This is a genomic window from Streptomyces sp. NPDC090077 (assembly GCF_044747545.1).
Taxonomy (GTDB): Bacteria; Actinomycetota; Actinomycetes; order Streptomycetales; family Streptomycetaceae; genus Streptomyces.
Genome location: NZ_JBIVEG010000029.1, coordinates 1 through 12511, shown reverse-complemented (window position 1 = coordinate 12511; position 12511 = coordinate 1). Strand labels below are relative to the sequence as shown.

Genomic DNA, 12511 nt, shown 5'->3' with positions numbered 1-12511 from the left:
CCCCGGCCCGCCGGGCCCCGTCAGTGGCGGTACTGGCCGCCGTACTCCCCGTTGCCGTTGCCCTGGTACGGGTACGGGTACTCCTGCGGCTGCTGCGGGTCCTGCTCCGGGTAGGGCGGCTGCTGCGGCGGGGCGTCCGTGGCGCGCTGCTGCGGGACCCAGACCCCACCGGGCGGGGTGTCCATGGAGTACTGCTGCTGGGCCGGGTCGGCGTAGGGCGGGTAGGCCGCGCCGTCGTAGGGCGGGGCCGGGGAGACCTCGCCGCCGGTGCCGATGTACGGGTCCGAGTAGGCGGTGTAGACCTGCTGCTCGCCGCCGGGGTAGTAGCCGCCCTGGCCCTGCTGCTGGTCGTAGTAGGCCGCGTACTGGTGGGCGTCCTGCTCGGCCGTGGTGAACGGCGAGGCGAAGGGGGTCTCGGCGCCGGGCTGCTGCGGCTGCTGGGGGACGAAGCTCTGTATCCCGTACGAGCCGGTCTCCTCGGGCACGGGCTGCGGGGTGAACACCGCGTCCCGGGAGGGGGTGTCCCCGCCGGTGGCCCGGTCCTCGGCGCCGTACTCCAGCCCGGTGACCTCCAGCGCGGGCTCCGGGGCCGGTGCGCCCCCGGAGCGGCGGCGTCTGCCCGGTGCCTCGGCCGCTTCGGGGCGTCCGCCGCGGCGCAGGGCCCAGCCGGCCACGAAGCCCTTGCGGAAGGACAGCGTGACGAGGGTCTGGCCCACGGCGAACGCGGTCGCGCCGACGGCGATCACGAGCACCGACGGCAATATCACCCCGGCCACCACCCCGACGAAGCCGATGAAGGCGAGCAGGCGCCAGCGCAGCCGGGCCTTGTACTGCATCAGGACCTCGGCAAGCAGCCACAACGCGACGATGCCGAACGCGATGTAGAGGACCGTCATTCCCATGCAAGGCCCCTCTCGGTACGGCCGCCCGCGCGGGAAGGTGGAGACGGCCGGTCAGGCCCGCTGGTGCAGGCCCAGGTTCTCGTAGATTTCGAGGGTCGCCGTGGAATTGTTCAGCGTGATGAAGTGCAGTCCCGGAACACCCTCGGACAGCAGCCGCGCGCAGAACTCCGTGGCGAACTCGATGCCAATGGAGCGTACAGCGGCCGGATCGTCCTTGACGGCGAGCATGCGCTCTTTGACCGCGTCGGGGAAGACCGCGGTGCTCAGTTGCGGCAGCCGGTCGAGCTGCTTGATGCCCACAACAGGCATGACCTCGGGGATGATCGGGGTCTCGCAGCCCGCTTTGGCGACGCTGTCGCGCAGCCGCAGATAATTCTCGGGATCGAAGAACATCTGGGTGATGGCGTAGTCCGCACCGGCGCGGCACTTGTCCACGAAGTGACGGATGTCCGTGTCCCAGTCCTCCGAGCGCGGGTGCATCTCGGGGAAGGCGGCGACGCCGACGCAGAAGTCGCCGGACTCCTTGAGCAGGCGCACCAGGTCGGCCGCGTAGTCCACGCCCTCGGGGTGCTTGACCCAGGGGCCCATAGGGTCGCCCGGCGGGTCGCCGCGCAGCGCGAGCATGTTGCGGATGCCGGCGTCGGCGAACTGGCCGATCACGTGGCGCAGCTCCGCGACGGAGTGGTCCACCGCGGTCAGGTGCGCGACGGGGGTCAGGGTGGTGTCGGAGGCGATCTGCTGGGTGGCGCGGACCGTGCCGCCCCGGGTGGAGCCGCCGGCCCCGTACGTGACGGAGACGAAGCTCGGGGAGACCGCCTCGATCCGGCGGAGGGCGTTCCAGAGGTTGCGCTCGCCCTTCTCGGTCTTGGGAGCCCAGAACTCGAAGGAGTACGAGGTTCCGGACGCGAGGAGGTCGCGGACCGTGTGCGCACGGTCCGACCAGGTGGAAGCGGTACCAAGGGCCATACCGGCAGGTTAGACGCGGCCCGCCGGACACCGAAGCGTTGTCCACAAGCTGGACAGATTTTTGGACACCCCGGGGGTTCAGCCGAGCCGGGCGCGGACCCTCTTGGCGAGTTCGGCGGCGGCGGCGCCGGGGTCGGAGGCCTCGGTGATGGCCCGTACGACCACGACGCGGGTGGCTCCGGCGTCCAGGACCTCGTCCAGGTTGCCGGCGTCGATGCCGCCGATGGCGAACCACGGGCGGTCCTGGGCGAGGGAGGCCGTGTAGCGGACCAGGTCGAGGCCGGGGGCGTGGCGGCCGGGCTTGGTGGGGGTGGGCCAGCAGGGGCCGGTGCAGAAGTAGTCCACTCCGGGCTCGGCGACGGCGGCGTCCACCTCGGACTCGGCGTGGCAGGAGCGGCCGATCAGGACCCGGTCGCCGAGGATGGCGCGGGCGGCGGGGACGGGGATGTCGCCCTGGCCGAGGTGCAGGACGTCGGAGCCGATGGCGTGCGCGACGTCGGCGCGGTCGTTGACCGCGAGGAGCTTGCCGTGGCGGCGGGCGGCCTCGGCGAAGACCCGGAGGTGTTCGAGTTCCTCGCCCGCCTCCATGCCCTTGTCGCGGAGCTGGACGATGTCGACGCCGCCGGCCAGGACGGCGTCCAGGAACTCGGGGAGGTCGCCCTGCCGCTTGCGTGCGTCCGTGCACAGGTAGAGCCGGGCGTCGGACAGCTGCTGCATGGGAGTACCCCCCTGGTGGTGACGGTGTGCGGGCGGGCCGAGGTTACCCGGCCCGCCGCACCCGCTGCTCAGCCGGTCACAGGGCGAGCGCCTGGGCGCGCCGCTTCACCTCCGTGCCGCGGTTCTCCCGCAGCGCCTGCACGGGGGTGCCGGGCAGGGAGGGGTCCTCGGTGAAGAGCCACTCCAGCATCTCCTCGTCGGAGAAGCGGTCGTCCCGCAGTACGGTCAGCAGTCCGACGAGGCCCTTGACAACCTTGTCGCCGTCGATGAACTGGGCCGGAACCTGCAGGGCGCGGTTCTCGCCCCGGCGTACAGCGATCAGCTGCCCTTCCTTGACCATCTGGCGGACCCGGGTCACCTCGATGTCGAGCATCTCCGCGATGTCGGGGAGGTACAGCCAGGAGGGGACGAGGGCATCGATCTTTGCGTCAATCTCGGTCACGGGCACAAGCCTGCCACCTCGAACGGGCCGCCGGTACCCGGCCCCGTCCGTCCGGGGGCGGGAGGCCTCGGGCCGGGGGCCGGGAAGCCTCGGGCCGGGGGCCGGGAAGCCTCGGGCCGGGGGCCAGGAGACAGCAGACCTGGGGCCAGGGGCGGCCTCAGGCCGCGGCCGACTTCAGCGGAACGGCCGGGTCCGCGACCTTGGCCGGATCCACGGCCACACCGGTCTCGATCAGCTTCCGGCCCTGCGCCAGGTCCCGCGGGCGGCCCACGGCCAGCACGGCGGCCAGCGCGCCCCCGCGCAGCCAGCACACCGACCAGGTGGCGCCGGCCGGGTCGCCGCGCCACACCAGGGTGTCGGCCGCGCCGTGGTGGCCCGCGTACTGGACGAAGCGGCCGAACTGCTCCGACCAGAAGTACGGCACGGGGTCGTAGACCTGCACCGGCTCCCCGGCGAGGACGTTCGCCGCGACGGCCCGGGGGCCCTGGAGGGCGTTGTCCCAGTGGTGGACCAGCAGCCGCGCCCCGTAGCGGGCCGACGGGAAGGAGGAGCAGTCGCCGACCGCGTACACGCCGGGCAGCGAGGTGCGCAGGTACGCGTCCGCGGTGACGGAGCCGTCGGCGCCGAGCTCGATCCCGGTGCCGACGAGCCAGCCGGTGGCGGGCCGGGCGCCGATGCCGACGACCACGGCCCCGGCGGGCAGCTCGCGGCCGTCCGCCAGCAGGACCCGGCCCTCCTCGACCCCGGCGACCCTCGCACCGGTGAGCAGGGTGGCGCCGGCCTCCGCGTACCAGCGGCCCATCGGCTCGGCGACCTCGGCGGGCAGCGCCCCCGCCAGCACCCGGTCCGCCGCCTCGACCACCGTGACGGCGCAGCCGGCCTCGCGGGCCGCGGTGGCGAACTCGGCGCCGATCCAGCCGGCCCCGACCACGACGGCCTCCGGGGCCGAGGCCAGCACCGGGCGCAGCCGGGCGGCGTCGTCGAGGGTGCGCAGCAGGTGGACCCCGGGGACCCCCTCGGTGCCCGGCAGGGTCAGCGGCACGGCTCCGGTGGCCAGCACCAGCACCTCGTACGGAACCGGGCCGGCCTCGGTGTCGACCTCGCGGGCCCCGGCCCGGAGCCCGGTGACCTCGGTGCCGAGCCGCAGGTCGATGCGCAGGCCCTCGAAGTCCACCTCGAACGCGGAGTCCTCGGCCTTGCCGAGCAGCACCGCCTTGGAGAGCGGGGGCCGGTCGTAGGGCTGGTGGGGTTCGGCGCCCAGCAGGGTCACGGGGCCCTCGTAGCCCTGTTCCCGCAGGGCCACGGCGGTCTGCACACCGGCCATTCCGGCGCCCACGATCACGACGCCGGGGTTCGTCTGTTCCGTCTGCTGTTCCGTCTGCTCGCTCACGCGGCCCAGCCTAGTGAACTGACGGCCCGTCAGGAACAGGGGGCCGGGAGATCGCCGGACCGGCAGCGGGGAGGCAGCCTTACCCGACCCCGGCGTCGGGGTTAACCTGGCCACCGTACCTATCGCGGGAGTCCGGGCGCACCGGGCTGAGAGGGAGGCTGGCCGGCCTCCGACCGTACGAACCTGATCCGGGTCATGCCGGCGAAGGGAGGGGCTGGACGCCCATGCACTCATCTCGGAACGGATCCGGCAGGGGATCCGACGTCCTCGTCATCGGGGGCGGCATCATCGGCCTGGTCACGGCCTGGCGCGCGGCCCGGCACGGACTGCGCACCGCACTCGCCGACCCCGACCCCGGAGGCGGCGCCGCCCGGGTCGCCGCCGGCATGCTGGCCGCCGTCACCGAACTGCACTACGGCGAGGAGACCCTGCTCGGCCTCAACGTCGCCTCCGCCGCCCGCTACCCCGCCTTCGCCGCCGAGCTCACCGAAGCCAGCGGCGGCATGGACCTCGGCTACCGGGCCTGCGGCACCCTCGCCGTCGCACTCGACGCCGACGACCGCCTCCACCTGCGGGAACTCCACGCCCTCCAGCGCCGCTGCGGCCTGGAGTCCGAGTGGCTCACCGGCCGCGAATGCCGCCGCCTGGAGCCGATGCTCGCCCCCGGCGTACGCGGCGGGCTGCGCGTCGACGGCGACCACCAGGTGGACCCCCGCCGGCTCGCCGCCGCCCTGCTGGCCGCCTGCGAACGCGCCGGGGTCACCGTCCACCGGACCCGCGCCGAACGCCTCCTCGTCACCGCCGACCGGGCCACCGGGGCCCTGCTCGACGACGGCACGGAACTCCGCGCCGACCAGGTGGTCCTCGCCGCCGGGTCGCTCAGCGGCCGGCTGGCCGGCGTACCCGCCGAGGCACTGCCGCCCGTACGGCCCGTCAAGGGACAGGTGCTGCGCCTCGCCGTGCCGCCCGCGTACGCGCCCTTCCTGTCCCGGACGGTACGGGCCGTCGTCCGCGGCAGCCACGTCTACCTGGTGCCGCGTGAGAACGGCGAACTCGTCGTCGGCGCCACCAGCGAGGAACTCGGCTGGGACACCACCGTCACCGCCGGCGGGGTCTACGAGCTGCTGCGCGACGCCCACGAACTGGTACCCGGCATCACCGAGCTCCCGCTCGTCGAGACCCTGGCGGGCCTGCGCCCCGGCTCCCCCGACAACGCGCCGCTGCTCGGCCCCACCGACCTGCCCGGCCTCCACCTGGCCACCGGGCACTACCGGAACGGGGTGCTGCTGACCCCGCTCACCGGCGACGTGATGGCGGAACTGCTGACCACCGGCACCGTGCCGGAGATCGCCCGCCCCTTCACCCCGCGCCGCTTCTCCTCCACGCGTCAGGAGTCCTTCGCATGACCATCTCCGTCAACGGCGAGCCGCGCGAGGTCGCGGCCGGCACCACCCTCGACGCGGTGGTCGCCACCCTCACCACCGCCCCCTCCGGCGTGGCCGCCGCGCTCAACGAGACCGTCGTACCGCGCGGCCAGTGGCGGGCCACGCCCGTCGACGAGGGCGACCGGATCGAGATCCTCACCGCGGTCCAGGGAGGCTGACCCCATGGCTGACGACGTCTTCACCCTGGGCGGCCGCACCTTCTCCTCCCGGCTGATCATGGGCACCGGCGGGGCACCGAGCCTGGACATCCTCGAACGCGCCCTGATCGCCTCCGGCACCGAACTGACCACGGTCGCCATGCGCCGCCTGGACCCCACCGTCCAGGGCTCCGTCCTGTCCGTCCTGTCCAAGCTGGACATCGCCGTGCTCCCCAACACCGCGGGCTGCTTCACCGCCGGCGAGGCCGTGCTCACGGCCCGCCTGGCACGGGAGGCGCTGGGCACCGACTGGATCAAGCTGGAGGTCGTCGCCGACGAACGCACCCTGCTGCCCGACGGCGTCGAACTGCTCGACGCCGCGGAGGTCCTGGTCGACGAGGGCTTCACCGTCCTCCCGTACACCAACGACGACCCGGTGCTCGCCCGCAAGCTGGAGGACGTGGGCTGCGCGGCCATCATGCCGCTGGGCTCGCCGATCGGCTCGGGCATGGGCATCCGCAACCCGCACAACTTCGAGCTGATCACCGAACGCGCCGGAGTCCCGGTCATCCTCGACGCGGGCGCGGGCACCGCCTCGGACGTCACCCTGGCCATGGAACTCGGCTGCGCCGCCGTCATGCTCGCCTCCGCGGTGACCCGCGCACAGCACCCCGCCCTGATGGCGGCCGCCATGCGCGACGCCGTCACGGCGGGCCGCCTCGCCCACCGCGCGGGCCGCATCCCCCAACGCCGCTTCGCCGAAGCCTCCTCCCCGGTCGAGGGCCGCGCAGCCCTGGACCCGGAACGCCCGGCGTTCTGAGGGGGCGGGCGTACGGGGGCTGCGGCGCGGGCCCTGTCGGCTGCTCACGGCGGGGGCCCGCCATCTCCCCCTCGAGGGGGTGGGGGCCGGTCGGCGCCTGCCCACCCGCCTCCCCATCTGCGGGCCGGGGGCCGGGTGAGCGGTACACCCTCGGGCGGTCTCAGGGAGGGTTGGGGGCTTCCCGTCAGTCCCATCGTCCTTCCGTGTCGTGCCGGCCTGTCAAGGGCGCTCCCTCCGGTCGCGTCGCTACGCGATCGCCTTCGGCGACCCTTGACAGGCCGACCCGCCCCGGAAAGCCGAAAGACTGCCGGGAAACCCCCAAAGAAACGGCACGGTCCAGAGGAACAGGGACGGGTCCGTCAGGGATCAGGCGAGGGGCCGGGCCTTGGCCGGCCGGGCATCCGGGCCCGCCATGGCCCCGATCCAGAGTCGGGGGCGCGGCTACCTGCACGAGAAGTTGACCAGTGCCGCCTCCGGAGCACCCAAGCGCGTCAGATCGCTACGCGCTTCTCCCGGCTTGGCGTCCGGCGACCGCCCTGGGCTGACACCCGCACCAAAAGTCGATCAGAGCAGTGCGGAAGCGCAGGGGCGCGTCAGATCGCTACGCGCTTCTCAGATCTCGGCGACTGACGGCCGTCCTGGGCTAATACCCGCACCAGGTGACGACCGGAGCAGCGCGGGAAGCGGTCAGGCGTGTCATTGCAACGACGACAACGGCACCATGTCCGCGATCGGCACCCTGGGCAAATCGGCCCCAAGATGCGCCGCATGATCTGAGACCCGCACGGCAAAGCCCCCCCGCCCCGGCACCCAGCCGGCCGTGGGGGGCTTCGTCGTTCTCGGGTCAGCCCAGGTACTTGTTCCGCCACTCCAACGGCGACATGGTCAGTGCGGCCTCGGCCAGCTCGCGGGCGGACGCGGTCTTGAGGCTGTTCAGCGAGGTGTCGATCCAGTCCTGTACGAGCGTATTGCCCTGAGAGCGGTACTCCACCGCCTGCACCAGGCACTCCAGCTTGTCCGCGTCCTTGGCCACGACCGCCTCGGGGCTGTCATTCGCCTCGTACTCCTCGACCACCCGCAGCACGCCGGACCGGACGGCAGGGTGCGCACGCGCCACCTGGTCCGCGGTGACGTCCACGTTGCCCGCGACGTCGATGTACTGGCGGCCGATGTGCGGGATGTCGCCGATCCGCGTCTCCTGCGTGTCGTGGAAGAGACACATCAGCGCGACCTTCGCCGGGTCGACGCCTTCCATCATGGCCAGCACGGCACCGATGATCCCCACGCGGAACGAGTGGTCGGCGATCGACTCGGGGTTGCTGTTACCGGTGAACCACCAGCCGGTCCTCTTGGCGTTCTTCATCACGCCCATCTCGAACAGGAACGCGGCCGTGCCCTTCGCCGTCTCGTCTGCCATGCGCTGACCTCCGCTCTCAGGTGCGATCACGCAAAACGTAATGCAATGCGCCCAGTTCGTGCCGGGACCTTTCGGAGATCACGCCCCCGTCCAGCAGCCTCCCAGTACGCTCCTCCAGCTCCGCCGCCAACACCCCCGACGCCTGCGGCAGCCACGGATACGCGGTCAGCAAGGACCACAGCGTGTGCGCGTACAGGTCCACGTACCCCGGCGCGTAGTGCAGTCCGCGCACCAGGCCCCGCAGCAGGGTGACCGGATCCCACCCGGTCAGCTCCCGGTCCCGCATGAACCCGTCGTCGGACTGCGGCAGCCGGATCCCTCCGAGCCAGTACGCCCAGTAGTTCAAGTTCGCGGCCTCGGCGGTGTCGTCGCCGGCCAGCGACCGCTCAATGAAATCCAACAGGGGCTGAGGATCCCCCAGCCGCGCCAGCGCCGTTGCCGTCGAGCGGGCCTCCGGCCAGTGCTCCGACCACCCCCGCCGAACCAGCAGACCCCGCCGCGCATACAGAGCGTGAGCCGTCCACGAGGCCGCCTCCGGGCCCCGGTCGTACGAAGCGAGATACAGGGCCTGACGGTGCAGCAGCACCCCGCCCGCGCCCTGCCTCGCGGATTCGGCGGTCTCCCGCAGGTGCTCGAAGAACTGCCCCCGGTCCCCGGCCGCAAGGAGCGGGGCAGCGGCAGCAGGACCCCGCCGCGGCACCGGGATACGACCGGCCAGAGCGAACGGTGCCACCCCGGTCAGCGCCCACGCCAGCATGTGCGCGGTGTCCCGCGTGTGCACCCACGACGCCAGCGGATGCAACTCCAAGACCTCCGGCGGTTCGAGGGCAGCCCCGATGATCTGGTCGGCGTCCATCGCCGGATCGAGTAACCCCACCACCCCGGCGTCCGCACCCAGCAGTGCCAGCCGCCGCCTCAGACTCAGCAGCGCCCCCGCCTTCGTGTTCGCCAGCGGGCGCCGCCCAGACTCCCACCCCTGCAAGGTACCCAGGTCCACCCCCAGGGCCTCCGCCATGGCCGCCTGCGTGCGCGGAATGCTCTCCCGCGCCAGCCGCAGCACGAACCCCGCAACCGATCCCGTAGCCGCACGACTCCGCGCGGGTCCTCTCCCCGCCATGCCCAGCTCCCGACGACGCTCCGTCCCCCAACACGTACTGCCAGTCAGTCCTATCGCGGTTCTCGCGACCGTACGTTCAAAGGGCGGAAACGGACAGGACCCGGAAGGGGAGAACCCGTTGACGCGTCCCCCAGCAGCGGGCCGCAGGCCCTCATCCTCGCGCCGTCCTGCGGTCCGCTGCGTCCCCCGTCGGACACCAGGCCCTGCGGCAGGCCGACGCCCGCTGACCCCATGGACTCCCGCCCTGCCCGTACGGCTCGGGGCGGGCCGCACCACACCCTGCACCGACCGGAGCAGGGTGCCTTCTCGGAAAGGAAGAACTCCTATGTCCGAAAAAATCCAGGTCAACAACCTGACGCGACGTCTGGACCACTCGGTGCCGGACGGCGACTTCGCGCCCGCGGTGGCCGTCGAGTCCCTGACCCGGCGGCTGGACCACTCCGTCCCGGACGGCGTGTTCGAGCCCGCGACGCCGGCCGTCTGACCCTGGCACCGCACTGACGCCGCCTAGCTGACGGCGTCGCGGGGCGTCTCGGCTGCTCATACCGAGGCGCCCCGCACCGGTTCCCACCACTGCCTGCCCATCTCGACCAGGGAGAACCCACGTGCACACCAGCATCGCCACCCGCGTCAAGGCCGGCTCCTTCTTCGATCTCGGCCGGCAGGACCCGGCGCTGACCCGGCTCCGCGAGGACGGCGCCGAGCGAGCCCTTCCGTTCGCCCTGATGGAGCACCTCGTGAAGTCCGGCACCCCCTACGGCGACTACGCCCGCGCCCTGCGCAGCGCCCCCGTCCATGTCGCTGGCGCTGCCTTCGACTGGTACGCGGCCGAACTCCCCGCGCAGATCGCCGAAGAGATCAACCTGACCGACTACGAGCTCGTCGAGCACACCGAGGAGCACCGCGCGGCGCTGACCAGGGCGCTGGAGCGGCTGGCGACGGTCCACCCCGACGGCTTCGCGCGGGTGCGCGAGTTCGTCCGGGGCTTGCTGTGGGTGAGGCTCAAGCCCGGCGTCCGCATCTCCTCGCTGACCAGCTCCAGCGACCCGGCGCTCCCGTACGTCATCGTGTTCTCCGAGAAGGCCCAGCACCACATCCCCCCGAACACCGTCAGCACGGAGCCGTCCCCTCTCTTCCTCGCGGAGAACCTCCTCCACGAGGGCGTCCACCAGTCGATCAGCTTCCACGTCCTGTCGACGCAGGTCTTCGCCGACGGCTACTCCTCCAAGACCTCCCCCAAGATCGAGATCGCGTGGCGCGCAGCGCAGGGGGTGACCCGTAACCAGTTCTGGGAGGTGGACCGCGCCTTCCACGCCACCTGCGTGTACAACCAGCTTCTGCGGTTCCGCCGGACCGAACTCGACCGCGACGACCTGACCGTCAACGAGCGGGCGTGCTTCCAGGCCGCCTACGACGAGGGCATGCCGGCCGTCCGCTACCTCATGGACCAGCTCGAACTTCTCGGCGAGCAGTTCACCCGGCACGGCCGGGAGCTGCTGGCCGGCCTGCGCCGCCAGACCGACGAGCTGTAGTCAGCCGTGAAAAGCGCGAAGGGAGGAGAAGGCGCGTGCTGCACCACTTCATCGCACATGACGAGGGTCTTCGCATGATTCCCGCCGACCGGGACCATCTGACGGCAGCCGTCGAAGGACTGCGTGCGGAACTGCGGGGACTGTCCGGGGAGGAAGACGCCGACCGGCGGCGGGTGCTGTCCCGGTGGATCGGCGTCGGCTCGGTCGTCCTGGGCGACTACGCGGAGGCCCGCACGCTTCTGCGGCAGGCACTCGACCTGGCCACTGCCAGCGGAAACAGCCACGCCGCCATCGCCACCGAAATCAACCTCGGTGACGCCTACCGCTACGGCGGGGATGCGGATTCCGCCGACGCGTTCTACCGCCGGGCCCTGGACATGTCCCGGAGCCGGCACCCGGAACTCGTGGATTTCGCCCTCCAGCACTACGGCAAGCACTTGATGGAGCGCGGTGAGTTCGCGGCGGCCCGCGCTCACATCCAAGAGGCGCTGCAACTGCGGCATGCCAAGGGCGACGCCGCGCTGATCGAGGCGACGCAGTCCGTCATGGACCGCGTGGAGCTGCTGATCAGCCGGGCGGAAGAGGTGCAGTGGAGCAGGCAGTGGACGTCATGGCTCCAGTCGCACACCACGGCCCGGACGCCGGCCGGGTGGGAGGACGGTTTTCCCGCACTCCGCGAAGCCGTCGGCGGCCTCACCGCACACCAGCGTGTACAGCCCCGCCATCTGCGTGCTCAGTTCCCCGTCGAACTGCTCGGCGCGATGACGGAGGAAGCCGAGAAGGCCATCGCGGCTGACGGATGTCTGCACAACGGCAAGTGGAACGCGGCCGTCGGTGACGCGGCCCACCACTTTGCCGCACATGCCGATCTCGCCGCCGTCGCAGCGCGGGCCACCGGCCTGAACGTCGAGCAGCCCCACACCGGTGTCTACATCGCCTACCTGGAAGAGGGCCAGTTCCTCGACTTCCACCTCGACGAGTTCGGATTCGGGGAGGTCAACCTGATCCTCTGCCTCAAGCACGACCGCCCCACCGCGGCACCCACGGTGAGCGCCACCGTCTTCATCGGACCAAGCGGGTACGCGGAATGCGCACTCGCACCCGGTGACTGCGTGGTGTTCGACGGAGCGCTCACGCCTCACGGCCGAACACCCCTCGGCACCGGAGAGAGCGTCATCCTCATCAGCTTCGGCTTCCGCGCGCGGGATCAAGCGCTGCGAGGGTTCCCTTCCGCCCCGCCGAGCCCGGTATCCGCCCAACCCCAGCCGAACTAGCTGAAGGCCTCGCCGCCGCCTGATCGGAGACCACCACATGAGTGCGACCTGGATCCCGCCGGAGGAGTACGCGATCCGGGAGTACCGCGAGGAGACCGGCATCGTCTTCGACGGCGAGAGGAAGTCCACGACAGGGCGCGGCGGCTTCCCGCCCAAGACCAGAGAAGCGCGTAGCGATCTCCTGCGCCTGACCGCTTCTCCCACCGCCCTGATCAACCTCTGGTGCAGGTATCAGCCCCAGGCGGTCGCCGGACGCCGAGAGATGAGGAGCGCGTAGCGATCTGTCGCGCTTGGGTGCTCCGTAGCGTGCTCTGATCGACTTTTGGTGCAGGTAGTCGCGCCCCTGGCCCCG

Annotated in this window: 14 protein-coding genes and 1 riboswitch; of the genes, 7 read left to right on the top strand and 7 right to left on the bottom strand. The window is 71.9% G+C overall.

Annotated features, from left to right (window positions below):
- Positions 1-20: 20 nt before the first annotated feature.
- The 5 genes from ACIPW5_RS32460 to ACIPW5_RS32440 form a co-directional block, all read right to left on the bottom strand.
- On the bottom strand, positions 21-902 hold the full coding sequence (locus ACIPW5_RS32460; protein ID WP_401252716.1) for a hypothetical protein: 882 nt from the start codon (positions 900-902) through the stop codon (positions 21-23).
- Positions 903-953: 51 nt separating this feature from the next.
- Positions 954-1868, bottom strand: a complete 915-nt coding sequence (gene metF, locus ACIPW5_RS32455) for a methylenetetrahydrofolate reductase [NAD(P)H] (protein ID WP_401252714.1) — start codon at positions 1866-1868, stop codon at positions 954-956.
- 78 nt (positions 1869-1946) lie between these two features.
- The gene (gene thiE / locus ACIPW5_RS32450) at positions 1947-2585 is read right to left on the bottom strand and encodes a thiamine phosphate synthase (protein ID WP_401252711.1); all 639 of its coding nucleotides are present in this window, start codon (positions 2583-2585) and stop codon (positions 1947-1949) included.
- 76 nt (positions 2586-2661) lie between these two features.
- Complete coding sequence (locus ACIPW5_RS32445; RefSeq protein WP_042803199.1) at positions 2662-3027, bottom strand: Rv2175c family DNA-binding protein; 366 nt, start codon at positions 3025-3027, stop codon at positions 2662-2664.
- 157 nt (positions 3028-3184) lie between these two features.
- Positions 3185-4417 (bottom strand): NAD(P)/FAD-dependent oxidoreductase, encoded by a 1233-nt coding sequence (locus ACIPW5_RS32440; RefSeq protein WP_401252707.1) that lies wholly within the window; start codon positions 4415-4417, stop codon positions 3185-3187.
- A 114-nt stretch (positions 4418-4531) separates the two neighbouring features.
- Positions 4532-4644: riboswitch (TPP riboswitch) on the top strand.
- Between ACIPW5_RS32440 and thiO the strand changes: the two genes are divergently transcribed.
- The 3 genes from thiO to ACIPW5_RS32425 all read left to right on the top strand — a co-directional run bounded on the left by thiO (position 4642) and on the right by ACIPW5_RS32425 (position 6819).
- A complete protein-coding gene (gene thiO, locus ACIPW5_RS32435) occupies positions 4642-5823 on the top strand; it encodes a glycine oxidase ThiO (RefSeq protein ID WP_401252704.1) in 1182 nt (393 codons plus the stop codon). Its footprint overlaps the riboswitch before it by 3 nt.
- The gene (gene thiS / locus ACIPW5_RS32430) at positions 5820-6020 is read left to right on the top strand and encodes a sulfur carrier protein ThiS (protein ID WP_401252701.1); all 201 of its coding nucleotides are present in this window, start codon (positions 5820-5822) and stop codon (positions 6018-6020) included. The genes thiO and thiS overlap by 4 nt, the downstream gene beginning before the upstream one ends.
- A 4-nt stretch (positions 6021-6024) precedes the next feature.
- A complete protein-coding gene (locus ACIPW5_RS32425; protein WP_401252698.1) occupies positions 6025-6819 on the top strand; it encodes a thiazole synthase in 795 nt (264 codons plus the stop codon).
- An 844-nt stretch (positions 6820-7663) separates the two neighbouring features.
- Here the strand turns inward: ACIPW5_RS32425 and ACIPW5_RS32420 are convergent.
- Both ACIPW5_RS32420 and ACIPW5_RS32415 read right to left on the bottom strand, forming a co-directional pair.
- A complete protein-coding gene (locus ACIPW5_RS32420) occupies positions 7664-8236 on the bottom strand; it encodes an HD family hydrolase (protein ID WP_401252695.1) in 573 nt (190 codons plus the stop codon).
- A gap of 16 nt (positions 8237-8252) precedes the next feature.
- Positions 8253-9296 (bottom strand): helix-turn-helix domain-containing protein, encoded by a 1044-nt coding sequence (locus ACIPW5_RS32415; protein WP_401252692.1) that lies wholly within the window; start codon positions 9294-9296, stop codon positions 8253-8255.
- A gap of 382 nt (positions 9297-9678) precedes the next feature.
- On the opposite strand from ACIPW5_RS32415, the gene ACIPW5_RS32410 reads away from it, so the two are divergent.
- The 4 genes from ACIPW5_RS32410 to ACIPW5_RS32395 all read left to right on the top strand — a co-directional run bounded on the left by ACIPW5_RS32410 (position 9679) and on the right by ACIPW5_RS32395 (position 12436).
- Positions 9679-9837 (top strand): hypothetical protein, encoded by a 159-nt coding sequence (locus ACIPW5_RS32410; protein ID WP_401252690.1) that lies wholly within the window; start codon positions 9679-9681, stop codon positions 9835-9837.
- Between the two features lie 121 nt (positions 9838-9958).
- On the top strand, positions 9959-10885 hold the full coding sequence (locus ACIPW5_RS32405; protein WP_401252687.1) for a hypothetical protein: 927 nt from the start codon (positions 9959-9961) through the stop codon (positions 10883-10885).
- Positions 10886-10920: 35 nt separating this feature from the next.
- Positions 10921-12159, top strand: a complete 1239-nt coding sequence (locus tag ACIPW5_RS32400; RefSeq protein ID WP_401252684.1) for a tetratricopeptide repeat protein — start codon at positions 10921-10923, stop codon at positions 12157-12159.
- 37 nt (positions 12160-12196) lie between these two features.
- Positions 12197-12436 (top strand): hypothetical protein, encoded by a 240-nt coding sequence (locus ACIPW5_RS32395; protein ID WP_401252681.1) that lies wholly within the window; start codon positions 12197-12199, stop codon positions 12434-12436.
- The last annotated feature ends 75 nt before the right edge of the window (positions 12437-12511 follow it).

Bases quoted from the DNA above. Each gene is read 5' to 3' on its own strand.
- metF (WP_401252714.1), bottom strand. From the start codon at position 1,868: ATGGCCCTTGGTACCGCTTCCACCTGGTCGGACCGTGCGCACACGGTC.
- thiS (WP_401252701.1), top strand. From the start codon at position 5,820: ATGACCATCTCCGTCAACGGCGAGCCGCGCGAGGTCGCGGCCGGCACC.
- ACIPW5_RS32410 (WP_401252690.1), top strand. From the start codon at position 9,679: ATGTCCGAAAAAATCCAGGTCAACAACCTGACGCGACGTCTGGACCAC.
- thiO (WP_401252704.1), top strand. From the start codon at position 4,642: ATGCACTCATCTCGGAACGGATCCGGCAGGGGATCCGACGTCCTCGTC.
- ACIPW5_RS32420 (WP_401252695.1), bottom strand. From the start codon at position 8,236: ATGGCAGACGAGACGGCGAAGGGCACGGCCGCGTTCCTGTTCGAGATG.
- thiE (WP_401252711.1), bottom strand. From the start codon at position 2,585: ATGCAGCAGCTGTCCGACGCCCGGCTCTACCTGTGCACGGACGCACGC.
- ACIPW5_RS32395 (WP_401252681.1), top strand. From the start codon at position 12,197: ATGAGTGCGACCTGGATCCCGCCGGAGGAGTACGCGATCCGGGAGTAC.
- ACIPW5_RS32425 (WP_401252698.1), top strand. From the start codon at position 6,025: ATGGCTGACGACGTCTTCACCCTGGGCGGCCGCACCTTCTCCTCCCGG.
- ACIPW5_RS32460 (WP_401252716.1), bottom strand. From the start codon at position 902: ATGGGAATGACGGTCCTCTACATCGCGTTCGGCATCGTCGCGTTGTGG.